At 61.0% G+C, this 23338-nt stretch carries 21 protein-coding genes and 1 pseudogene; 10 read left to right on the top strand and 12 right to left on the bottom strand.

The annotated features are described in order from the left end of the window. Positions 1–29 precede the first annotated feature (29 nt). Positions 30–740 carry a YceH family protein gene (locus GV035_RS06780; protein ID WP_159834204.1) on the bottom strand — a complete coding sequence of 237 codons (711 nt, stop codon included), beginning with the start codon at positions 738–740 and terminating at the stop codon, positions 30–32. A 422-nt stretch (positions 741–1162) separates the two neighbouring features. On the opposite strand from GV035_RS06780, the gene GV035_RS06775 reads away from it, so the two are divergent. Next, a complete protein-coding gene (locus GV035_RS06775; RefSeq protein WP_159834203.1) occupies positions 1163–2635 on the top strand; it encodes a circularly permuted type 2 ATP-grasp protein in 1473 nt (490 codons plus the stop codon). Between the two features lie 42 nt (positions 2636–2677). Further along, complete coding sequence (locus tag GV035_RS06770; RefSeq protein ID WP_159834202.1) at positions 2678–3712, top strand: alpha-E domain-containing protein; 1035 nt, start codon at positions 2678–2680, stop codon at positions 3710–3712. Between the two features lie 9 nt (positions 3713–3721). Here the strand turns inward: GV035_RS06770 and GV035_RS06765 are convergent, their stop codons facing one another. After that, positions 3722–4783: a zinc-binding metallopeptidase family protein gene (locus GV035_RS06765; protein WP_159834201.1), complete on the bottom strand. Its 1062-nt coding sequence runs from the start codon at positions 4781–4783 to the stop codon at positions 3722–3724. A 278-nt stretch (positions 4784–5061) separates the two neighbouring features. Between GV035_RS06765 and GV035_RS06760 the strand changes: the two genes are divergently transcribed. Then, positions 5062–5940 carry a DUF7164 domain-containing protein gene (locus GV035_RS06760; RefSeq protein ID WP_159834200.1) on the top strand — a complete coding sequence of 293 codons (879 nt, stop codon included), beginning with the start codon at positions 5062–5064 and terminating at the stop codon, positions 5938–5940. A gap of 25 nt (positions 5941–5965) precedes the next feature. On the opposite strand, the gene GV035_RS06755 is transcribed toward GV035_RS06760, so the two are convergent. The 3 genes from GV035_RS06755 to GV035_RS06745 all read right to left on the bottom strand — a co-directional run bounded on the left by GV035_RS06755 (position 5966) and on the right by GV035_RS06745 (position 8850). Next, positions 5966–6646, bottom strand: a complete 681-nt coding sequence (locus tag GV035_RS06755) for a dihydrofolate reductase family protein (RefSeq protein ID WP_201303921.1) — start codon at positions 6644–6646, stop codon at positions 5966–5968. A gap of 48 nt (positions 6647–6694) precedes the next feature. Next, the gene (locus GV035_RS06750) at positions 6695–6952 is read right to left on the bottom strand and encodes a hypothetical protein (protein WP_442859527.1); all 258 of its coding nucleotides are present in this window, start codon (positions 6950–6952) and stop codon (positions 6695–6697) included. A 200-nt stretch (positions 6953–7152) separates the two neighbouring features. Further along, entirely contained in the window at positions 7153–8850 is a 1698-nt protein-coding gene (locus GV035_RS06745) for a methyl-accepting chemotaxis protein (RefSeq protein ID WP_159834199.1), read from the bottom strand. 276 nt (positions 8851–9126) lie between these two features. Between GV035_RS06745 and GV035_RS06740 the strand changes: the two genes are divergently transcribed. Continuing rightward, positions 9127–10032 (top strand): PilZ domain-containing protein, encoded by a 906-nt coding sequence (locus GV035_RS06740; protein WP_159834198.1) that lies wholly within the window; start codon positions 9127–9129, stop codon positions 10030–10032. Positions 10033–10128: 96 nt separating this feature from the next. On the opposite strand, the gene GV035_RS29700 is transcribed toward GV035_RS06740, so the two are convergent. Continuing rightward, the gene (locus GV035_RS29700) at positions 10129–10254 is read right to left on the bottom strand and encodes a hypothetical protein (protein WP_268892230.1); all 126 of its coding nucleotides are present in this window, start codon (positions 10252–10254) and stop codon (positions 10129–10131) included. 40 nt (positions 10255–10294) lie between these two features. Next, positions 10295–10447 (bottom strand): annotated as a pseudogene (locus GV035_RS29920) (sensor domain-containing diguanylate cyclase); the annotation flags it as partial. Positions 10448–11265: 818 nt separating this feature from the next. Here GV035_RS29920 and GV035_RS06730 point away from each other — a divergent pair. Further along, complete coding sequence (locus tag GV035_RS06730) at positions 11266–12543, top strand: tyrosinase family protein (RefSeq protein WP_159834196.1); 1278 nt, start codon at positions 11266–11268, stop codon at positions 12541–12543. Positions 12544–12588: 45 nt separating this feature from the next. Here GV035_RS06730 and GV035_RS06725 read toward each other — a convergent pair whose 3' ends face one another. Further along, the gene (locus tag GV035_RS06725; RefSeq protein WP_159834195.1) at positions 12589–12870 is read right to left on the bottom strand and encodes a hypothetical protein; all 282 of its coding nucleotides are present in this window, start codon (positions 12868–12870) and stop codon (positions 12589–12591) included. Positions 12871–12917: 47 nt separating this feature from the next. Next, entirely contained in the window at positions 12918–13988 is a 1071-nt protein-coding gene (locus tag GV035_RS06720) for an SDR family oxidoreductase (RefSeq protein ID WP_159834194.1), read from the bottom strand. Between the two features lie 264 nt (positions 13989–14252). Between GV035_RS06720 and GV035_RS06710 the strand changes: the two genes are divergently transcribed. Beyond that, the gene (locus tag GV035_RS06710) at positions 14253–17246 is read left to right on the top strand and encodes a hybrid sensor histidine kinase/response regulator (RefSeq protein ID WP_201303920.1); all 2994 of its coding nucleotides are present in this window, start codon (positions 14253–14255) and stop codon (positions 17244–17246) included. Positions 17247–17264: 18 nt separating this feature from the next. Here the strand turns inward: GV035_RS06710 and otnC are convergent, their stop codons facing one another. The 3 genes from otnC to GV035_RS06695 all read right to left on the bottom strand — a co-directional run bounded on the left by otnC (position 17265) and on the right by GV035_RS06695 (position 20600). Beyond that, complete coding sequence (otnC, locus tag GV035_RS06705; RefSeq protein WP_201303919.1) at positions 17265–17924, bottom strand: 3-oxo-tetronate 4-phosphate decarboxylase; 660 nt, start codon at positions 17922–17924, stop codon at positions 17265–17267. Next, entirely contained in the window at positions 17921–19228 is a 1308-nt protein-coding gene (gene otnK, locus GV035_RS06700) for a 3-oxo-tetronate kinase (RefSeq protein WP_159834193.1), read from the bottom strand. The genes otnC and otnK overlap by 4 nt, the downstream gene beginning before the upstream one ends. A 310-nt stretch (positions 19229–19538) precedes the next feature. Continuing rightward, positions 19539–20600, bottom strand: coding sequence for a sugar-transfer associated ATP-grasp domain-containing protein (locus tag GV035_RS06695; RefSeq protein WP_159834192.1), 1062 nt, complete (start codon positions 20598–20600; stop codon positions 19539–19541). 743 nt (positions 20601–21343) lie between these two features. On the opposite strand from GV035_RS06695, the gene GV035_RS06690 reads away from it, so the two are divergent. From GV035_RS06690 to GV035_RS06675, 4 genes are all read left to right on the top strand, one after another. Beyond that, the gene (locus GV035_RS06690; RefSeq protein ID WP_159834191.1) at positions 21344–21832 is read left to right on the top strand and encodes an Hcp family type VI secretion system effector; all 489 of its coding nucleotides are present in this window, start codon (positions 21344–21346) and stop codon (positions 21830–21832) included. Beyond that, entirely contained in the window at positions 21829–22233 is a 405-nt protein-coding gene (locus GV035_RS06685) for a hypothetical protein (RefSeq protein ID WP_159834190.1), read from the top strand. Before GV035_RS06690 ends, GV035_RS06685 begins: the two co-directional genes overlap by 4 nt. Continuing rightward, positions 22226–22648, top strand: coding sequence for a DUF3592 domain-containing protein (locus GV035_RS06680; protein ID WP_159834189.1), 423 nt, complete (start codon positions 22226–22228; stop codon positions 22646–22648). The genes GV035_RS06685 and GV035_RS06680 overlap by 8 nt, the downstream gene beginning before the upstream one ends. Before the next feature lie 64 nt (positions 22649–22712). Continuing rightward, positions 22713–23198 carry a hypothetical protein gene (locus GV035_RS06675; protein WP_159834188.1) on the top strand — a complete coding sequence of 162 codons (486 nt, stop codon included), beginning with the start codon at positions 22713–22715 and terminating at the stop codon, positions 23196–23198. The last annotated feature ends 140 nt before the right edge of the window (positions 23199–23338 follow it).

Below are 23338 nucleotides of genomic sequence, written 5' to 3'. Positions count from 1 at the left end.
TGTGTGCGGCGCGGGCGCGCGCGGCGTCGTTATGCTTCAGACGGCTTGTCCAGTGCAATGCCCAACTCGCTCGCCATATGTTCGACCATCGTCCGCAATTGCGTCACCTCTTGAGCGAGGCGCTTGTGCTCTGCCTTGAGCGCCTCGAACTCCGACAACGAATACGTCTCGCTGCCCGATGCTTCGCGAGGCGGCGCGTCACTCAAGCTCAAGCTCACCTCGCCGCATAGCAGATGCGTCCAGCGGCTTTCGCGCTCGCCCGGCGTGCGCGGCAGCTTCACCACGCGAGGCGGATCGCTTGCGGCGAGCTCGTCAAGAAAGCTTTCCACTGACGAAATATCCGCGAAGCCATGCAAGCGCGCACTATTGGCGCGCAACTCGGCCGCCGTTTGCGGACCGCGCAGAAACAGCGTCGCAAGCAGCGCGACGGACTGACTGGGAATACCCAACACGCGATTGATGTTGTGCTCGAAGCGCGGCACGCGGCTGCTGCTGCCTTCAATGACGAGCGAGAGCCGCTTGAGACCGTCGATGGTCGTCAGCACTTCGTCCTCTGTGACGCTCATCACCGGCGCACGCGCCGTCTTTTGATTGCAGCCCGCAGTGAGTGAATTCAGTGACAAGGGATACGTGTCGGGCACCGTCTGCTGCTTCTCGACCAGCACGCCGAGCACGCGCGCTTCTAGCGGTGTAAGTTCGCGCAAGGCGGGACGGGGCGTGCTTTGTGAGGGTGTGTTCATGAACGCTCGAGGGTAATCGCCAAGACGCCTATGATACCGGCGCGCGACGCTTGCTAAAGAGCGCGCACCGTCCTGGGCATGACACTGCCTCGTCGAATGTGCATGAGTCTGCAACGCCGCGCGCTTTTGGTGCAAACCGAGTTGGCAGCACGATGAATTTTCCATGTGTTCAATGAATTGGAAATCAGACTCGCGTTGGCATCGAAGTTGCTCGATTCAATGCGGCACTGGGCTGCCCGCGCAATCGATGCAGGGACAAACGCATCGCGCTTTCGAGGTCGCCTATGAAACCGCAAGCCGAATGTGCCGCACGATCATTCGGTGCGACGCGTCGTCAGGCTCTTCAGGTCATTGCGAGTGCAACCAGAACATTAACCAGAAGGGATTCGGTCCCGGCCCGCACTTGACAGGAAAGACCCGCCATGACGCAAGCTTTCTTCAACGAGATGTTCGAGCGCAGCGACCTGGAAGCGCGCGGCGTACCGGCGTCGGTATTTCCTGACGCAGGTGCGCCCCGCACGCATTACCGGGAATTCATGGAATGGTTGAGCGCGCAAAGCGAAAAGCTGATCGATCTCAAGCGCGCGGAGGCGGACCTGGTTTTCCGCCGAGTTGGCATTACGTTCGCGGTCTACGGCACGAGCGACGTACCGGGCATCATTCCTGAGCGCACCATTCCCTTCGATGTCATTCCGCGTATTTTTCCCGCCGACGAATGGAAGGCGCTGGAACGCGGTCTCAGGCAGCGCGTGAATGCACTGAACCGCTTCATTCACGACATCTACCACGATCAGGACATCATTCGCGCCGGCATCATTCCGGAAGCGCAGATCGTGGGCAACGCGCAGTATCGGCCGCAGATGCGCGGCGTCGACGTGACGCGCGATATCTATGCTCATATCGCGGGCATTGATATCGTGCGCGCCGGACAGGGCGAGTTCTATGTCCTCGAGGACAACCTGCGCGTGCCGTCCGGCGTGTCGTACATGCTGGAAAACCGCAAGATGATGATGCGGCTCTTCCCCGATCTATTCGCGCGTAATCGCGTCGCGCCCATCGCGCATTATCCCGACTTGCTCCTCGATACCTTGCGTGCCGCCGCGCCCGCCGGCGTGGACAATCCGACCATTGTCGTGATGACGCCCGGCATGTACAACTCGGCGTATTTCGAGCATGCATTCCTTGCGCAGCAAATGGGCGTCGAACTGGTCGAGGGGCAAGATCTTTTCGTCGACGCTGACTGTGTCTACATGCGAACGACGCAAGGACCGCAACGCGTAGACGTCATTTACAGGCGCGTCGACGATGATTTTCTCGACCCGCTCGTATTCCGTCCGGATTCGGCCTTGGGCGTCGCCGGTCTGGTGTCGGCTTATCGCGCGGGACACGTCTCGTTGTGCAATGCAGTGGGTACGGGCATCGCTGATGACAAGTCCATTTATCCCTATGTGCCGGACATGGTGCGCTTTTACCTCGGTCAAGAGCCCATATTGAACAACGTGCCGACATGGATGTGCCGCAAGCCCGATGATTTGAAGTACGTGCTCGATCATTTGCCGGAACTGGTCGTCAAGGAGACGCATGGCGCGGGCGGTTACGGCATGCTCGTCGGGCCGTCGTCGACTGCCGCGCAGATCGCCGAATTCCGCGCGGTGCTCGAAGTGAATCCGGAGAAGTACATTGCGCAGCCGACGCTCGCGCTTTCCACCTGTCCGACTTATGTGGAAGCGGGCATCGCGCCGCGTCATATCGACTTGCGTCCTTTCGTGCTATCGGGCACCGAAGTACGCATGGTGCCGGGCGGACTGACCCGCGTTGCGCTGCGTGAAGGCTCGCTCGTCGTGAATTCATCGCAAGGCGGCGGAACCAAGGATACCTGGGTATTGGAACGCTAGGACACGCACTCGAGACCATCAAAACCATACGCGAGATTACCCATGCTGAGCCGTACCGCGGATCATCTTTTCTGGATGGCGCGCTATACCGAGCGAGCCGAAAACACTGCGCGGATGCTCGACGCGAATTATCAACTCTCGCTCTTGCCGCAATCGGACGAATATGCGGAGCTCGGCTGGCGCGCCATGCTCTCCATCTCCGAGCTGAGCGGCATTTACTGCGCCGCGCATCGCAGCATGAAAAGCCATGACGTCATCGACTTCATGGCGCGCGACATATCGAATCCATCGTCTATTGTCAGTTGCCTGCGAGCGGCGCGTGAGAACGCGCGGGCCGTGCGCAGTTCCACGAACAGCGAGTTATGGGAAACGCTCAACACGACGTGGCTGGACTGTCAGCGCATGCTCGACGACGGCATCCTGGAACGTGAGCCGTACACGTTTTTCGAATGGGTCAAGTTTCGCTCGCATCTGTCGCGCGGCGTTCAGCTTGGAACGCTGGTCAAGGACGACGCGTTTTACTTCATGCGTCTGGGGACTTTCGTCGAGCGGGCCGATAACACCGCGCGCATTCTCGACGTCAAGTTCGAAATGATGGAGCAGCGCGCGGACACGTCCGCGCAGCCTTTCGACTATCACCACTGGACAGCCGTGCTCGGCTCGGTTTCGGGATTCGAGGTGTATCGCAAGGTCTATCGCGATGTCATTACGCCCGAGCGCGTGGCGGACCTGCTGATTCTTTATCGCGACTGGCCGCGTTCGCTTGCGGCAAGCCTCGCGGAGGTCGAGCAGTTGATCCTCCGCGTCACGCAAGGACGCGATACTGAAGCGGTACGGCTCGCGGCGCAACTCAGTGCCGAGCTCGGAAGCGGCGATATCGGCGCAATATTGCAGGGAGGCTTGCACGCGTATCTCGTCAGTTTTCTCGCACGCGTGAATGAGCTCGCAAGCAGCATCAGCCGCGAGTTCCTTTTGCCGATCGCGCCGGAATCACCACACATCTCGCAAACTCAGACGCAAACGCACGACGAGTCGCAAGGGGCATCGCAGTTCCAGTCACAGAGTTCGTCGAACTGAAGCGTGCGCTCAACGCTTGGCTGCTGCGGCCACGACACGATGCACGAAGCGCAGCTTGTCGATGACAGGCGGTGCAAGCGTGAAAGGATATCCGTCCGGCATGCCGAGACTGCGGTTGAGGCTGTTTAACGCATACGTAAGGGGAACCCAGCGTTTCATGAGGTTATCGAACGTGCTTTCCTCGATCGGCGTCGTATCCGTCAGCGTCGGTTCATGCGGGCTGTCGGGCACCAGGACGAGACCGCACGATACGGCCGTATCCATCGTATCGACGATATGCAGGTAGTGAGCCCATGTTTCCGCCCAGTCTTCCCAAGGGTGCATGGTCGCGTAGGCGCTGATGTAGTTTTCCGCCCAGTTCGGCGGCGGCCCTTGCCGATAGTGGCGGTCGAGCGCGGCGCCATAGTCCAGCTGTTCATCGCCGAATGCCGTGCGGAACGGCGCAATGCGCGGCGTATCCGCAATCAGGCGATCGAAGAAATAGTGCCCTGTTTCATGACGGAAATGGCCGAGCAACGTGCGATACGGCTCATGCATCGCGGAGCGCACTTTCTCGCGATGCGCGTCATCGGCTTCGGCAACGTTGAGCGTGATGATCCCGTTGTTATGTCCTGTCATGACGCCGCGCCCTTGCGCGTCGCCCTCGAGAAACTGAAACTCGAGACCGTGCTCAGGGTGTTCCCGACGCGACTTCACTTCGAGGCCGAGCTCGGCGAGCGTGAAGAGCAGGCGGCGTTTCGCGCCCTCCAGGCGATACCAGTAAAGGCGGTTATCGGGCGTCTCCAGGTTCGGAATGATGCTCGTCAATTGGCAGGACGCGCAGAGCGTATCGGCGCTATGCAAAGGGACCATCCAGTTGCAGACATTCTCGACCGCATAGTTGTGGCAAGGCCGATAATGCTGATCCTTGGCGAGCGGGTGCAGGCTCTTCCACGTACCGTCTTCCGTCTCATCGAATGCGCTGATCTGACTCAGTTTCGGCATATAGCCGAGCTTCGCGCCGCAGTTTTCGCAATGCGTATTTTCGAAGAAGACGAGCTGATCGCAGCGGTTGCAGTGGAAGGTCTTCATTGTGTGCGCCGGAAGGAGGGATCGAACCGAATGTTGCGGGAGGTCAGCGCGGACGTTGCAAAGAACGTGCCGCTCGGGAAGTCTTGGGCTGAGGTCGTTAGCTGGAAAGCGAGCAAGAGGGCGTGCTTGCGCTCTGACTATCGGTATTTTTGTGCATTTATGCGCTAAAGCAGCAGCACCGAGCGGTTTTTCTATAGCATTGAGTGCTGCTGTCGCTCTTCCAATTCCCTGATTCACTCGCATTGGTCGGGCGCTGCAAGCCCGACACAGAGGACGTCATGGACCTTGGAATACTTGTCTATATCGACAACAGCGAGCAGATGCTCGAAGAATTCGGCTGGCTTTACAAAAGCCTCATCTATTCCGGTGTATTGGAGACCGGTGGCATCATTGCGGTCTGTCATCCGGGAATCGAAGAACGATTGCCCGCTGACTCCCGCATCGAGATCATATCGAGCGTCCCGTATGCCGAACGCGATGCGCAGTGGAACGGTTACGGCTATATCAACTCGGTTGCGAATCTCGCGGAGCCTGCGGTCAACGAGGCCTGCTCGCGGTTCGAATACATCCTCAAGACAGATTGCGATACCTTCGTCACGCCGGCGTTGAGGCACTTCCGTCCCTCCGGGCTATGCACAGGATTCGGCGCATACGCCTACGACGCCTCGGTACGCGCACGGCTTTCCGACATCTCTGCCCGCTGGGGCTATCCGCACACGGGTCTTCACAATGTCGGCGCGTCGCTGTTGGGGCCCTCCGAATACCTGCGAAACTATCTCACTGCGCAAACCGACGCCTGCAACCGGCTGCTCGACGAAGAATTCCGCGAGTTTCAAGGCGAGTGGCCCGGATGGTGCAAGCAGGTCCTCACCATGTATGCGGGTGAACTCGCTCTGCGCTCGACCTACCCGCAAGCCTGTTCGCTGGGATTGCTGGATCATTTTTCTTTCGCGGATCGCAAGCTAGGCAGTGACGTCTTGCACATCCATGCGTGGCATACGGACACGTACTGGTCGAAGCATCGCTACCGCAACGGCGAATACGACCATATGGCGCTGGAAGAAATCGATACCAGAAAGATCAGCGGCTATTGCCATTGGCTTGCCGCTGCCCCGCTGGAAGAAGTGACGCGTCGCGCGTTGCGGCCTGCCTCTTAGAGCAGCCACCGAGCGAGCCGCGCGCTCACGCCTTGCGCTTATAGCGGACCCAAACCACGTCGTTATCGAGCTTCTCGACCGATTCCAGCTTCAGATAAGCAGGCTTTTGCCACTTATCCATCGAGACTTCGAATGACGAAGGGTGCGCTTCTCGTCCGTCAACGAGCGGAATCAGTAACACGCTGACTTCATCGGCCAGTTGCGCGTTCACGAAAGCGCCCGACACGTGGCCGCCTCCTTCGACGATGAGCTTGCCGATATTCAATTCGCGTTCGAGCGTCTGCACGACGCATTGAAGATCGATGTCGTCTCTGCCGCCGAAAAGATAAGACGCGCCAATCGACTGCAAGTGCGCGAGATAGTCATCTTCCACGCTTTCGGCGAGTACTTCGACGATATGCGAGTCGAGGGCGGTATCGCTTTTCCAGCCGACGCGTCCCTTGGGGTCGATGGATATGGCGTATTGGCTCGCGTCGCGCTTCGCGAAATGATCGGTGCGTGGCAAGGCGCTTTTCGCGAGACCGCGTGGATAGTCCCGGTCCTTCGCGTGCGAAATTTCCTGCATGGTGACGCGGCCGCACACCCACGCGTCGGCCTTGAAGCTGGCGGCTGTTTCCTCATAACAAGGAGCGGCGAAGTCGAGGTGCCAGCCGTCCGTGAGACTTCGGCCATCCAGTGAAGACATCATGTGGCAGACGATGTGCATCGGTATCCCCTTGTGGTCTCGCGCCGCATTCCATCCGGCGCTGAAATATTAAGCGCCAGATTTATCGTCCGGCGGCAAGGGGCCTTCCTCATCGATTGTGCTGCCCTGACGCCACACGTCCTTTCCGGCTTCCGAGAGCTCGCCGCTGCTCGAATCCTTACCGGCTTCTGTTCCTTCGACGGCCATGTTTCCTCCGGCCTGCTCCTGCGCCGGCAGTTTCTTGCCCTTTTCGGCCTCCATGCGGTCTTCTTGCGATCGTCCGGCATGCGTAGTCATCGTATCCTCCGATTGGTCGATGGAACACATGACATTCCTAGCAAGCGGCAAGCCACGTCATGCAGCCTATGCGCAACGTTGAACTGGCTCCAGAGAAAATTGCGGGCATCCCATCGTCTGGGATGCCCGAGTTCGTTTCAACGAAACTTACGTGTGACGGCGCGTTGGCCGATGTCGCCTTAAGTCAGCGGCGTAAATAGATAGGAAGACGAATAATAGTTCATTCGCGCTTAGAACGTCTCCCAGTCGCCGCCATTGGTCACGGTGGCCGCAGTTTTGTGCATGACAGGCTCGGCGCGCTTAGCGGTCGATGCAGGCTTGTGCTGTTGCGCTGGCGGCGCGACAGGGCGTTGCATGGACGTAGCCGTCTCCGCGACCGCTGCGCCGGGGCTCGTGCGGAACACGCTCACTGCTTTGCGAAGCGCCTCTGCCTGATCCTCCAGCGAGGCCGCCGCTGCCGCCGCCTGTTCGACCAGCGCGGCGTTCTGCTGCGTGACTTCGTCCATCTGCGAGATCGCCTGATTGACCTGTTCGATGCCCCCGCTCTGCTCGTGCGATGCCGACGCGATCTCGCCCATGATGTCGGTCACGCGCTGAATCGCGGACTGCACGCTGCGCATGGTTTCGCCCGCTTTCGCGACCAATTCCGTGCCCGCGCCGACGCGGCTGCCGGAGGTCTCGATCAGTGCCTTGATTTCGCGTGCCGCGCTCGACGAACGTTGCGCGAGGCTGCGCACTTCGCCCGCGACGACTGCGAAGCCGCGGCCCTGTTCGCCCGCACGAGCCGCTTCCACAGCGGCGTTGAGCGCGAGGATGTTGGTCTGGAAGGCGATGCCTTCGATGATCCCGATGATCTCCGCGATCTTCTGCGAGCTTTCCTCGATGCCGGCCATCGTGTCGACGACCTGCCCGACAATGGCGGTTCCTTCGTTGGCGACGGCGCTGGCGTTCTCGGCGAGACCGCTTGCCTGACGCGCGTTATCGGCATTCTGCTTCACCGTCGACGTGAGTTCTTCCATGCTCGCCGCAGTCTCTTCGAGCGATGCAGCCTGTTCTTCCGTGCGCGACGAAAGATCGCTGTTGCCGGCGGCAATCTCCTTCGTCGCGCCCGCGATCGCGTGGGCAGACGAGGTGACGGCGCCCATCGTTTGCAGCAGCCGGTCCTGCATGGTGCGGACCGACGCCATCAGGCTTGCATCGTCGCCCGCCGCGACGGGCACGGCCTCCGTGAGATTGCCCGCTGCAATGCGTTTGCACGCGTCTGCCACGTCTTTGGGATCGCCGCCGAGCTTGCGCAGCACGTTGCGGATGATCCAGCCCATCGCCACGGTCAGCGCGAGTCCCACCACGCCGACGATCGCAAGCATCGCGAGAAGCCGCCGGCCGAATTCATGATTGATGTCGTCCACGTAAGCGCCCGTGTAGACATGCCAGTCCCACGCGCGAACGTACTCGCCGTAGGCAACTTTCGGCAGCGCCTCGCTTTGCCCGGGCTTCGGATACAGGTAGTCGGTCAGGTGCGTGCCGTCGAGTCCGTGCTTGACGATCTCAGCGGTGAAATGCTTGCCGGTCTTGTCGACGAGATCGTTGATCTTGTTTTCCGTTTCGGGACGCACAGGGTTGAGCAGTTGCAGCATGGTCGAATCGACGACGAGCAGATAGCCGCTCTGTCCATAGCGCACCGGCCGCAGACGCGCGATGGCCGCGCGCCTGGCTTCCTCGGCGGTCATTGCGCCGCTTTGCGCCTGTTGCACGTAAAAGTTCACCACGCTCACCGCGGACTGCACTTGCTCGGCCAGCGCCTGCTGGCGGTCCTGCATCATCAACGTGCGCGTCATGGTCGCGCTCAGTAGCGACAGCACGATCAGACTCAGCCACACGAATCCCACGGTGCTCCACAGCGTTGCCTTGAAGCTCATTCTCTGCATTTGTCTCGCCCTTGCGTTCAGCGTCAGTTCTCGTTTTCGTCAGCCTTGCGTTCGGCCAACAGGCGAGATATCGGCCCGTTTGCGCAAAAGTTGAACGATTGCTTGCGAGCGCGAGAACGCGGAGGCATCGCCAGCGGCATTTGACCCCGCTATCGTCAGACGAATGAGTGACAACGCACTTAAATTCCGTGCCCTGCGCGCTAACGTATCGCGAACGACATTGGCGATCTCCGACGCAAAGCGACGGAGGTCGACGCACAAAGGCAAGACACGAACATGGTACTGGTCAGAGTCAGCGCACAAGAACTGCAGATCGGCACACCGCTGCCGTTCGCCGTTTATTCGGCGAGCGGCAAGCTTCTTTTGACGAGAGGTTACTGCGTGCGCTCCGAAGGCCAGCGCGACCGGATTCTCGCAGCAGGCGGATTCCGCGATGAAGATGCGCCCGCCGGCGAGCGCCCGCACGCTGGACTTGTAAAGCAGGGCGATCTGTTGATATCGACCGCGAAGCACGACGCGCCCGCGCCACGGGCGAAGGTCGATCGTTTGACCGCCATCACCGGAACCTTGCCGAAGACGATGGAGAGCATGCAACTGACGCTCGTCGGCCGCGAACATCCGCCCGTGCAGGCCGAGTTCGTTGGGTCCGTTGCGGGCAGCGCGTTCGTCGTGACCGCAGCGAACGCGCATGACTTACTGGACGCGGGCGTTGCTGTCGAATGCAAAGGGCTACTCGGGCGCAAGATTTACCGCTTCTCCAGCACGGTGATCGGGCGGAGCGAATCGCCGGTCAAGGTGGTGTATTTCGCGTATCCGCAGACCGTGCAGACGCATATCGTGCGCAATCACGTTCGGGTGTCGACCGAACTGGCGGGGCGTCTCATCAGGAACGATTGCGTGGCGGCGGGCTTCGACGTTGCCGTGGTCAATGTCAGCCTGGGCGGCGTTGCGTTGCGTCTTGTAGACCCGCTCGTCAATGTCGGCGAACACTTCAAGCTCGCGCTGCGTTTGCGCGCCGACGGCAAGGTGCATGCGGTCGTGTTCAACTGCATCGTGCGCAATCTTCGGCAGACGGCGGGCGCGGTGCTCGTGGGCGCGGAATTCAGCAACCGGTCCGTCGATACGACTGCGCTGTTGAGAATCCACATGTTCGAGACCGCGACAGGCAGCGCGGCAGAATAGGTCTTGCAGCGAGACGTTAGCCGCGCGTTCGGTCGATATTGACGCGGCTGCGGATAAGCCATTTGGCTGCGTCAAGCGCGCGATCGGCACGCGGTATTAGTTCGTCTCTGGATACGCCGGCGTGCGCCTGCGCTGATCCAGCGAAAACGTCAGCGTGATTTGCACATGCGCGAGCAGTCTCGACGTCACACGCGCAAGGGTGTGCAGCAGACGATCCAGCATGTTCTAAAGCGCCATCGCTGGCTTCGTGCCCGAGCGTATCGTTGATGGATTTAAAATGGTCGAGGTCGATTAACGCGACGCAGACACGATGTGCCGCATCGAGCGGGGCGAACGCCGAGCGACGGCTGGACGCCCCGGTCAGTTCATTCAGTCCACCCAATCGCAGTGGGTGATCGCGCTCACGCGAAAGCACGCCCTTTCGTGGTTCTTGAGAGCGGCGATGTCCGCGCCCGCTAGCATGATCCAGCGTTGGGAAGCAAGGTCTCTTTGCACTTAACCGTCGCGCACGTGACCGCGCCGGCGCGTCGTTCGACCCCACATCGCGGCACCCATGATGCGTTAAAAAAAGTCACCATCTGTCGCGGCGAATGCTGAAACGCGTGCATGAAACAATCATTCGCATAACGAATAAAACCGGCGTCCCAAGCGACGGGTGCGCGTACGAACTTAGGCCCCTCCGGGGCGCGGTCGCATGGCGGAAATGAGGCGGCTCGTCGGGAATGCTGCACGCAAAGGCGAACGTGTCGTCGCGGTATGGAATCCCCGTATTGACAGCGCCGCATTGCGCCGCGCGTTGGCCGAAAAAATCGAACGCCCGGACTAAAAAGCGGCCGGTCCTTGCTCCGTATCGAGCGAGGCACGCATGTGCACATCGTTCTATGGGTTACCGCACAATTCGATAGTTCGGATTGCAAATAACGCGTTTGGAACGTTAGCCTGTAGTAGTCCATACTCTAATCGACTCGTCGGTCGAGGATGCTCGCCGCCATTTCGCTGCGACGCGCGCAGGCCGACGACTTCGTACATATCATCTTTAAGCGTTCCTCAGGGGGGTGTATGGATTTCACTTCGAACAAGCGGCGTGCGTTCATTCAAGGAACGGCGTCGGCACTCGCGGCTGCATCGCTTCCGCGATGGAGTGCCGCGGCGACGGCTCCAGCCATCAGAGTCGAATGGCAAACGTTCAAAACAACGCCCCACTATGCGGCCTATTTGAACGCGGTGCGCACGATGAAAGCGGCCACCGATAGCAGCAAGCCGACATCGTGGCAGTATTGGGTCAATGTCCACACGAATCACTGCCCGCACAGCGTGGCCTACTTTCTGACGTGGCATCGCGGCTATCTGTACTACCTCGAACAACAGATGCGGACACTGTCGGGCGATGCAACGTTCGTCATCCCGTACTGGGATTACTACACGTACCCGGTGATTCCGTCCGAATTCACGGATACCGCGAAGGGCAATCCGCTTTACGTCCCGCGCGTGAACACGAACGTCTATCAGGCGCTCGATCTCAGTCCGTTCGCGTCGAATGTGTACAACTTCCAGCGCAACACCAACAACGCATTCGAGCCGAAACTGGAGAACGCGCCGCACAATCCGGTTCACGACATCATCGGCGGTTACATGGCCGACATTGCCTCGGCGCCGAACGATCCGATCTTCTATCTGCATCACTGCAATATCGACCGACTGTGGAATGCGTGGTCGCGGCGGGCGACGAGCAAGGTGCCAGCGACGACCAGCACGTATTGGAACGGCAGCTTCACCTACGCAAGTGGCTTGACGATGTCGAAGTCGAGAACGCGCACGACGACGGGGCTAAGCTATGACTACGCCAACGACTCGACGCCGCTGCTGCTGCCGCCCGAGGCGCAACATGGGAGAATCATTCGCGTGCAAGCTCAGATTGCCACTATCCAGGGGCGGCCGAAGGCCGGCGCATTCACGGCGAGCCCCGGCCGCACGGTATCGTCGACGCGCCGTTCCTTGGGCGGCGCGAAGGGCGTCGCGCTGGGCGAGGCTTCCGTGAGCGCGAGCATCGCGCTTCAGGCCGCGAATGCCAACGCATTGAAGGACGTGCTGACGACTTCGCCGGCCGTCGGCGCAAACCAGTCGGCGAATTCGTTGCAAGCCACGCCGCAGGCAAAAAGCTCGTATCAATACGTGAAGATCGTGCTCGATGGCATCGCGATGCCTCCGGCAGCCAAGGCAGGCGGCTTCTTCTATAACGTCTACGTGAACCTTCCTGCCAGCGGCGATATCGATGCCGTGAAGTCGCAGCACTTCATTGGTACGGTGGGCGCATTCGAGATCTCGACCGCCGCTCATCACGGCATGAACATGATGGAATTCGACGTGACGGATCTGCTGGCGCAACTGGGCATCTCCAACACGAACAATATCGTGGTCTCATTCGTGCGCGTCAGTGCGAGGAACGCGCCGAGAGGCACGGCGGTGTCGATCAACGAGACGCGCGTCGAACTGGGCACGGACGCGCCTTGACTTGAAGCAGCGCAATGCGGCGGACATGGGCGGCTTCACCGGCACTTACATGTCCGCCGCGCCTCTCATATCAACGCAAGTTGGTGCGCGCTGGTTCGAAACCGCGCGCAGCATGTCGAGGCTGAAGCAGTTCACTTGCGCATAACGCATCGACGGCGGAACCTGCTTGACCGTCACTACGCCGACGAGCGCACGGCCTGGATGCGCGAACGCATCTTTCAGCGCGCCTTCTGATTGCCCCACGCGCATGAACAAGATGCCCGCGCCATTCGCGATTTGCGAGTAACCGGCGGCTTCGAAAATAACGCCCACGATGCGCGATGTCATCGACTGCGAAGGCGGCGGTTCAAAGGTCGATACGCACTTGCTTCGTCCTACTGCGGAATGATGCGCTCGCGCTTGAGGCGGTCGAACAACGCAAAGAACGCGTCGGGCGTGCTCTGATAATCAAGAAAGCCGGCCTTGCGGCTCTTCGTCATATCCGTGAGCACTTCCATCGGACGTCCGAGGTCCGCGTCCGTATGCCACCACGAGACGAGCCTGTCTACCTCCGGCTCGACCAGCGCATGTCGTGCCGCGATCTCGGCCCACGTCTTCCCGGCATCCTGCATGCGGCCGTCGAGCGGCCGCGTTTCACCATCGAAATGGGCAGGCTCGATACCGAAGTATTCCGCGATGCGTTCCCACATCCATTTCCAGCGGAACACGTCGCCATTCACGACGTTGAATGCTTCGTTGCGCGCTTCCGGCCACGTCGCTGCCCATTCCAGATGACGCGCGAGCAGGCGCGCATCCGTCATGTCGGTCAGGCCGTGCCATTGCGCGGCCGATCCGGGGAACAGGAAGGGTTGGCCCGTCGCCTTGCATAAGCTCGCATAGACGGCGAGCGTGACGCCCATGTTCATTGCGTTGCCAATGGCGAAACCGATGATGCTGTGCGGCCGATGCACGCTCCATCCGAAGCCGTACTGACTTGCTGCGTCGAACAGCCGGTCTTCCTGCTCGTAGTAGAAGTTGTCGACGGGTTGCCGGCCCTGTTCCTCGCGAAAGGGCGTCGTCGGCACGGTCCCTTTGGCGTACGCCTCGAAGGGACCGAGATAGTGCTTGAGGCCGGTCACGAGCGCGACATGCTCAAGCGCGCCGGACGGCCCCAATGCCGCGAGCACATTAGCGACCATTGCCCCGTTGACGCGAATGTTGTCGGCTTCCGTCGATTGCCGAGACCACGCGGTAAAGAAGACATGACTGAATTCGCGTCCGCTCAATGCCTGTGCGACCGACGACGCCGATGTGAGATCCGCGACGATGGGTTCGACATCGGCGGGTGCGGGCGTGCGCCCGCGCGAGATGCCGGTGACGGACCACTCGCCACGCGATTGAAGATGTTCCGCGAGATTGCGTCCGACAATGCCCGTCGCGCCGATGATAAGTGCCTGTTTGTTCATTGCAGCCTTTGCTGGTCGATTGTTCGATGCGCCAGTGTGAACGAATGCGACGAACCGTGCTCGGCGCCGCGCGCTTCATCGAGTCGTACAGGAACGAGTGGCAAATCCGTCCGCCTAGTCCGCATCGACGCTGTAAGAACTACTCATCCCGTGACGCCGGAACGCCACCGTTTCTGCCAAGGGCGCCAAGCGCCGACGAGCGGCCCGCAAGCGAAGTAAAATGCAGCACTCGAAAATCAGCCGCACGCGCCAGGGTATTGCCACATGGATGTCAAGGGTCAAGGTCTCGTCGGTCCTGCCGGGTCAGGCAGTGGACACTTCGAGCGCATGATCGCAGGAGTCAGGGACTACGCGATCTATCTTCTATCTCCGACCGGTCTCGTCAGAAGCTGGAATGTCGGCGCGGAGCGCATCAAGGGCTATGCACCTGAAGAAATCATTGGTCAGCACTTCTCAAGGTTTTATACCGAAGAAGACCGCGCGGTCGATCTGCCGGAACGTGCGCTGGAAATCGCGGTCCGCGAAGGCAAGTTCGAGTCCGAAGGCTGGCGCGTGCGCAAGGACGGTTCGCGCTTCTGGGCGCACGTCGTGCTGGATTCGCTGTTCGACGATTCAGGGCGGCATGTCGGCTACGCGAAGATCACGCGCGACATCACCGCGCAGCATGAAGCGAAGCAACTCGCCGAGCGTGAGAAAGCGTTGGCGCTCGATGCGCGCACGCGCGAGAATCAGGAGCTGTTGAGGCTTTTCGAGCAGGCGCCGGGCTTCGTCTGCTTCTTTCGGGGTCCGAATCATATCTATCAGTTGCAGAATGGCGCGCATCACCGGCTGGCGGGATTCAAGCCGATCATCGGCAAGCCGGTGAGAGAGGCGCTGCCCGAACTCGAAGGGCAAGGGTTCTTCGAACTGCTCGACGAGGTGTACGAGACAGGCCGGCCTTTCGTCGGGCGCGCCGTGCCGTTGCGCGTCGATCCGGAGGCGGGCGGCCAGAGCGAAGCGCGTTTCATCGACTTCGTGTATCAGCCTATCGTGGACGATGCTGGCGCGGTCGTCGGGATCTTCTCGCAAGGCAACGACGTCAGCGATCAGGTGCAAGCGCAAGAGGCGCTCAAGCGCAAGCAAGGGGAACTGGAACAGGTCCTCGTCGAGCGCACCGAGGCGCTCGCGAGCACGAGTCGGGCGCTGGAACTCGCGAAGGAACTGCACGTCGACAACACGCGTCTCCTGCGGCTTTTCGAGCAGGCGCCCGGCTTCGTCTGCGTGCTGCGCACGCGCGATCACGTTATCGAACTGGCGAACGCGGCGTATCGCCGTCTGACCGGCGATCGCGAACTGGTCGGAAAGCGCGTTCGGGATGCGTTGCCGGAAGTGGTCGAGCAAGGGTTCATCGATCTGTTGTCGCGCGTGTTCGATACGGGCGAGCCGTTCATCGGCAAGGCGGTGCCGGTCATGATTCAGCCGCGCGATGGCGGGCCGCTGGAAACGCGCTTTCTCGACTTCGTGTATCAGCCGATTGCGGGCAACGATGGCGAAGTCGCCGGCATCTTCGTGCAAGGGCAGGACGTCACCGTGCAGAAGCTCGCGCAGGACGAAGTAGAACGGTATCAGACGAGCCTCGAAGGACTGGTCGAGGAGCGCACGCGCGAACTGGAACAGACGCAGGCCGCGTTGCAGCGTTCGCAGAAGCTGGAGGCGATCGGCAAGCTCACCGGCGGCATCGCGCATGACTTCAATAACATCCTGCAAGTGATCGGCGGCAATCTTCAATTGCTGTGCGCGTCCGTCGCCGGCAACGAGACGGCGATCAAGCGCGTGGACACCGCGGCGAGCGCCGTCGAGCGCGGCGCGAAACTGTCTTCGCAACTGCTGGCTTTCGCGCGGCGTCAGCCGTTGCAGCCCGTGGTCACGAACCTCGCGCCCGTGGTCGCGGGCATGGACGACATGCTGCGCCGCGCACTGGGCGAGTCGGTCGTCATGGAGACGGTGCTCGCTGGCGGGCTGTGGAACGCGCTCGTCGATCCGCATCAACTGGAAAACGTCGTGCTGAACCTCGCGATCAACGCGCGCGATGCGATGCCCGACGGCGGCAAGCTCACCATCGAAATGAGCAATTCGATGCTCGACGACGACTACGTCGCATCCGATGCCGATCTCGAACCGGGCCAGTACGTATTGCTCGCCATCTCCGATACCGGCACCGGCATGACGCGCGAAGTGATGGAGCGCGCGTGCGATCCGTTCTTCACGACGAAGCCCGAAGGCGTCGGCACGGGCCTCGGACTCTCGATGGCGTATGGCTTCGTCAAGCAAAGCGGCGGGCACTTCAAGATCTATAGCGAAGTCGGGCACGGCACGACGATCAAGATCTACTTGCCGCGCTCGCTCGAAGCCGTGGTGCAGACCACGTCGCTTGCGGCGGCGCCCGTTGTCGGCGGCAGCGAGACGATCCTCGTCGTGGAAGACGATCTGGCCGTGCAGTCCACCGTCGTCGAGATGCTGCGTGAGCTCGGCTATCAGGTGCTCAAGGCCGACAACGCCGAAAGCGCGCTCGGCATTCTGCAAAGCGGCTTGCCCATCGACCTGTTGTTCACCGATGTCGTGATGCCCGGCAAGCTGCGCAGTCCGGAACTCGCGAGGCGCGCGAAGGCGCTCTTGCCGGGCATCGAGGTGCTGTTCACGTCCGGATACACGCAAAACGCCATCGTGCATGGCGGACGGCTCGACGCCGGCGTGCAATTGCTGACGAAGCCCTATCGGCGCGAGCAACTCGCGCGCAAGGTCCGGCACATGCTGGCGAACCGGAAGCAGGTCGCGCTCGCGCGTTCGCGTCCCGCAGTCGAGAGCGCGTCGCCGGCCACGCGCCTGCCGCAGACGTTCAGCGTGCTCGTCGTCGAGGATCACCCGGAGTTGCGCGGCATGGCGCTCGAACTGATCCGGGCGCTGGGGCATCGGGTGAAGGCGGTTGCGAGTGCGGAAGAAGCTCTGGCGGCGTTCGCCAACGACGACTTCGACATTCTCTTCACCGATGTCGGCTTGCCCGGCATGGATGGCGTCGCGCTGTCGCGAAGGCTGAAGGCCGAGCGGCCCGGCCTGCGCGTCATCTATGCGACGGGCTACGGACAGGCGATCGGCGAGGGCGCCGATGGCATCGGCACTGTGCTGGCGAAGCCTTATACGCTCGCGAGCCTGAACGTGGTGCTCGCGCAGTTTTCCGAAGCGGCGTTCAAGGGCCGCGCGGCAGGCGGGGAGATCGAATAGACGCGAGTCGCGCCGACGCTACCAGCGCGCGCCGAACGTCTGCCGCAGTTCGTCGATGGCGGCATCGTCGAGCGGAGCCGGTCGCGGCGTCGTCATCAGCCACAGGCGCGCAGTCTCTTCCAGTTCTTCGAGCGCGTAAGACGCATGGGAGACGCTGCGTTCCCACACCACCGGCCCGAGCCGCTCCAGCAGAACAGCGCGCACGTCGGCAGCGCGCGCCGCGATTTCGGCCGCGGCTTGCGGGTCGCCGGGGCGGCGGTAGCGCACGAGCGGCACGTGGCCGACCTTCATCACGTAATACGGCGTGATCGGCGGCAGGACGTCGTCGTCGCGCCAGACGCCCGCGAGCGTCAATGCGACGAGCGAGGTCGAATGCGTATGCACGATGCCGCGCGTTTCGGCATTGCCCTCGTAGATACGCCGATGCAGTTCCAGCGTCTTCGATGGCCGCGCGCCGGAGACGTGCCGTCCCTCCAAATCCACCTTGGCGATCTGCGCGGGATCCAGCCGGCCGAGACAGGCATCGGTCGGCGTGATGAGCCAGCCGTCGTCGCAGCGCGCGCTGATATTGCCCGCCGTGCCCACGGTGTAGCCGCGCGCATAAAGGCTCTCGCCGACCGTGCAGATTTCCTCGCGCAGTCTCGCGTCGCTGTCTGATCCAATGACGGTGTCGCTCACGCGCGTTCTCCTTCGATGAAACGCAGTGCCTTGTCGAAGAAATCGCGTGCGCCGAAGTTGCCGGACTTAAGCGCCAGCGCGAGCCGCGCCTCGTCCGCGCCGACGCTGACGGTCACGGGCACGCCGGGATCGATGGGCGGCCCGATCTGGAGCATCTCGACGCCGAGCGCCTGCACCACCGCGCCCGACGTTTCGCCGCCCGCGACCACAAACTTGCGCACGCCGCGCGTCTTCGCCTCGCGAGCGATGACGGCGAGCGCATCTTCGACGAGCTTGCCCGCCGCCGCGCTTCCGAGTTCGTTCTGGACCGCCTTCACTTCGTCGGGCGTGGCTGTCGCGTAGACCAGCACGGGTTGCGGCGCGTGTGTATCGATGAAGGCGAGCGCCTTGTCGACGACCGGCTCGCCCCGGGCGAGCGCACGCGGATCGACGCGAAACGCGGGCCGCGCCGCGATCCACTCGGCCACTTGCCCGTTCGTCGCTTTCGATGCGCTGCCCGCTAGCACGAGCGCCGCGCCTTCGACCGTGAGCAGTTCCGCCGCCTTGTCGTTCGGCTCGATCAGTCCTGCACGGCGGAAGTTGTCCGGCAAGCCGATGGCGACGCCCGACCCGCCCGTGATGAGCGCAAGATCGGCGCAGGCCGCGCCGAGCGTGCGCAAGTCGGCGTCGGTGAGCGCGTCGGCAATCGCGAGACGCACGCCATCGGCACGCAGACGGGCGATCGCGTCGCGCACCGCATCGGCGCCCGCCGCGACCGTTTCGCTCGCGATCAGGCCGACCTTCGCTTTCGACTGGCGCTGCAGGACGCGAACGAGGTTGGGATCGCGCATCGGCGTGAGCGGGTGATGCTCCATGCCCGATTCGCTGAGCAGCGCGTCGCCGACGAAGAGATGTCCGCGATACACCGTCCGCTTGTTCTCCGGGAAAGCCGGGCAGGCGATCGTGAAGTCCGCGCCGCTGGTTCCGGCGAGCGCGTCGAGCAGCGCCTCGGCGACCGGGCCGATGTTGCCGGCATCGGTGGAATCGAACGTCGAACAGTATTTGAAGAAGAACTGGCGGCAGCCTTGCGCGCGCAGCCAGTCGAGCGCGGCGAGCGATTGCGCGATGGCGTCCGACGCTTCGATGGTCCGCGATTTCAGCGCGACCACGACGGCATCCGCGTCGAGGCGCGCGTTCGACGCGGGCACGCCGATGCTCTGGATCGTGCGCATGCCGCCGCGCACGAGCATGCTGGCGAGATCGGTGGCGCCGGTGAAATCGTCGGCGATGCATCCCAGGACGGGACGCCGGGTGGGTGTGGGCATGTGCGACCTCCGTTGCGACGATTGTACGGGCGATCGGCGCGATGGTACGAGTCGATTTCTTGCGGAGGCGGGCTTGTTGGTTGCTGCGGGAGGAGGCATCACGGAGCGTTTGCGCGGTGGCGAGAAGCGGCCCGCGCCGCCTGCCGCCGCGCTGCGCTAACGCCCACACGTCTTGTTAGATTAGACGACGGCGTCGCTGCATCGAGCCGGCGCGGGAAGATAGCCTTGCACTGGCGCCGTTAGTGGCACGCGAACGGTTCGATCAGACGAGGCGGGCGCGGCTGCATTAAACAAGCGCCAAGAAGACGCCTCAAGCCATCGGCCTCAACGTTTCCCACTTCAGATCGGTGAAGCACGGTCCTTGCGTTGCTTCGCTGAATTTGACGTCGTTGTGCTCGGCGTTCCACTCCATCACGAGCACCTTCTCGTCGATATCGACGGTCAGATCCCAGCCGACGCAGCGCGCAAACGGCGCCTTCGCGTGGAGCTCGATGACCTTGTCCACGCATTTGGAAAACGCAGGCAGGATCACACCGTCGAACCTGACCTTGGAATCCGGGTGAGCCTCGACGCGGGTCCAGTCGCTCAGATAGCCCGCGCTGAAGAGCCGCCCGGTTTCCAGATCGACGGGCACGCAGACTTCGCTGTCCGGGCGGATGTACGTGTCGGCGGAGCGGCCGAGGCGCAGAAAACAGGCGCGCAGCGAGATACTGCCGGCGTCGTCGACGACCGTCGTCAGCCGCACCGTCGCCACCGCCTTCGACGCGAACTGGTCAAACGACGCGTGCTGCACGATGAAGCGTTGCAGCACGCCGTTGCCGAGCTGGCTGATGCGATCGGCGTCGAAGTCTTTGCGATCGATCAGGAAGACGCCCTTGCCCTGCATCGAGTGATCGAGCTTGAACGCTATGCGGTCCGTCGTGCTGAAAACGACGCTTTCGACCTGCGATTTAGGTATCGCAGTGTGGTCCGCCGTATAGAAAATGCCGTTCACGTAGTAGCCGAGATCCGGAAACGCGTCGTCCTGAAAGAGCAGCCGCGACACGGGCTTGAGATGCGACATCTGCCCGTAAAGACCTTTCATCTTCGGAACGACGATCCAGCCGTAGTAGTTGTCCGGAATCCAGCCTTCTTTGAACGTTCCGTTGAGAGCGGTATAGACGTGCAGCCACGGCGCGTAGCACGGGTCGCCCAGCACGTCGCGCGCGTAGGCGTCCGCGAGCCGCAGTTGTCCAGCATCCGTCTTCCCCTGCCTGTTCTCGATGTTGCGGAGAATCCCGCGCGCCTCGCGCGCATGCTTCCGATGAAACCGGTGACGCGAAAGATTCTTCCACGAGATTTTGACGAGGCTTTCGACGTAGGGTGCGGGCATGTTGTGTTCCGCTCTTGCTGAGCATTGTTGAGCTTTATTGAGCAATACAGCCTACCGGCCATAACTGACGAAACCCTTAAGGATAGGCATCGTGGCGCTAAACGGCTTTGTTTTGGCGGGTGGTGGGAAGGTTAGCAGCGGGTGCTTTCGGCATACGAATAGCGGTTCTTTTGGGGCTAGAGGCACAGCGTGAAACTTATTCGCTTTGCAGTGGACAGTGCAAAGCAGCAGTGTCGTATTAACCGACCATTGGCGTCTGTGCGTTAGGGCCGCTTGTCACTGCGGCCACGGACACGCGCTCACAGGATCACGCAAAGAGCAGTGCCTGTCGCTGCAAGCGTGTAACTACCGTTAGTGCCGACAATCCACGTTGACGTTGCGTGACTCACGTCCACAGTCACACACGCGTCATTCAAGCGAGGCCGGATTCGTCCTTCCGTCTCGGTGTGATCAACTGCCAACACTCGAGTAGCGGACCGCCGCAATACGGTGAGAAGGAATCGACCTCGCGCGTCGTTGAAGCCTTCCAGTACCTCCGCGCACACGTGGCGCGCGTGGCCGTTGATGCCGAGGGAGAGACGCTGGCGTACGCGCGAGGGTCCGGAAGAAGCGAGTGGTGTAAGTCCCGCGAGACAACACGACGTACCGAGTCAAATTATGTCGCGGGCCGTCCACTGCGCTGTCGTTGAATCAGACTACCAATGTCGTATAGACATATCTTGACAATTGGCGGGAGACGGTTAATGGCAGGCAGCAATATCTATATCAAGATTGACGGCATCACGGGAGAGTCAGCCGTTTTTGGTCACGAAGGCGAAATTGAGGTGGTGAGTTGGGACTGGGTGTTGTACCGCAACTCGCGCGACCAAGCCCCTACGAAGAAGACATCGGTCGGAAACCTGACGTTCGTACACGAAGTGAGCTTAGCGTCATCTGGATTACTAAATTATCTGATTCAAAACAAGATGGCTCCCAAGGCTGTGCTGAGCGCCAATAAGCCGACTGCGCAGCCGCAAGCAGCAGGCATCGTTGGGAAGCTGCTCCCAGCTCAGCCGTTCTTGAGCCTGACGCTGCAAAACGTGATGGTCATGAGTGTCAAACCCTACGGCTGCATGGGCGGCCACTACGAGCAAGTCGAGCTTTCGTTCACGAAGTTCAAACACGATTACGCGGTTGGCGTAGCTGGCCTGCCCGGTCCGAAGGCAACTGTCGAGTATGACCTGACGCGATGAATAAGAAACGCAATATTAAGTGGTGCGCCATTGTCATAGGCGCGTCATTTGTCTCAGTTCAGCAATCTGCCCTTCCTTCTACTACTGACTTCCTCAAACCTTCAGAGGTTGTTCAGGGCGAAGTCGTGAAGATCAATGCAGATAGCCAACACCCGCAGGTTGCGTTCACCACGATGGATAGACAACGCATCTCCGTTGCGGCGCATAGCGGGTCGTCGGTGACGGTAGATGACAAGGTAGAGACGCGTGATGACCCGCAGCAACCTCACGTCGCAAAGGTCAATACGATGTGGGATGTGTGGGGCGAGCATCTGTTTAACGCGTGGCCCTTCATGGGGTTGCTTGTCGCCGAGATGCGCGGACTTGCAGTGAGGTGGGGCTTCAAGGAAAGCAATGATTAAGTCAAGGAAGCGTCGCATTAACTGGCCCGGCGTCGTTATCGGCCTTGCGATTCTCTGCATTCAATATCCTTTTTTGTCTGTTGAGATGCGATTCGTCAGGGCTTCAAAGGTTGTTTCGGGAAAGGTCGTCAAACTGAACGCAGGCAGGCATCCTCAAGTCGAATTCACGACTTTGGAGGGACAGCGTATCTCAGTCCCGGCAAGCGCATGGTCATCGATTGACGTGGGTGACGTGGTAGAGATGCGCTACGACCCGAGGGAGCCGCGCATTGCAGAGATGAATACGCTCTGGGGTATGTGGGGTATTCAGTTGATGGCCGGATGGATCGCGGCATGTTTCATTCTCGGTGGACTACTCGGTCTTCCATCTTCGATAGGGTTGGGACTTCAGAAAGACAATGATGCAAAAGAGTGAATAGAGCTTTGATACATCGGCGGGAGGGAGCATGGGAGTAGGGCCGATCTCGCTATCAGGAGGCATGTTGGTTCTGGACGATCCGTCTCAGCAGCCATTCAAGTTCAAGTACGCCGCAGCGGGATTCGGCTTGGGCGCAGGGCTTCGCTTGCCTGCTCGACTTCGCTTGCCAGAGATCAAGTTGCCCAGATTCATTTCGAAGGACGGAACCATTGCCGGAGTTGGATCGACCAGTGACTTCATCAGCAAGGGCGTTGTTTATCGTTTCAAAGAACGGGAACTTGAAGCCACGGACTTTGTGGGTCTTACGCTATGTTTAGACGCTGGTGGCGGAGTGCTTGTCGCGGGCGGGTTAACGCTTTTCGTGACAGGGTTAACTCAGTGGATGATTGTGGGGTGGCTATTCAATCCGGTGCTGTTCACGAATGTTTTGTTCTCGACCGCCTCGGCTTTGGTGCTCATGGCTGGCGTCAGTGAGGGTCTGGTAGATGGCATTAACGCGACACCGATGATCGGCTCGATTTCATATGAAGGCCCGTATCAGAAATAGGGTGAGAAGGGATGCATGGGGGCGGATCGTTTCGGCGTTCTCTTCTCAATCGCCTCGTTGAAGTGAATGCCCAAGCGCGGCATAAGCCCCTATCTTTACGTGGAGTGGCTCACTCGGCCATCCACATTCAGGTACCGCGC

The sequence above is a fragment of the Burkholderia sp. 8Y genome (assembly GCF_902506145.1).
In the GTDB taxonomy this organism is placed as follows: domain Bacteria; phylum Pseudomonadota; class Gammaproteobacteria; order Burkholderiales; family Burkholderiaceae; genus Caballeronia.
This window is presented reverse-complemented; position numbering and strand designations above follow the sequence as displayed.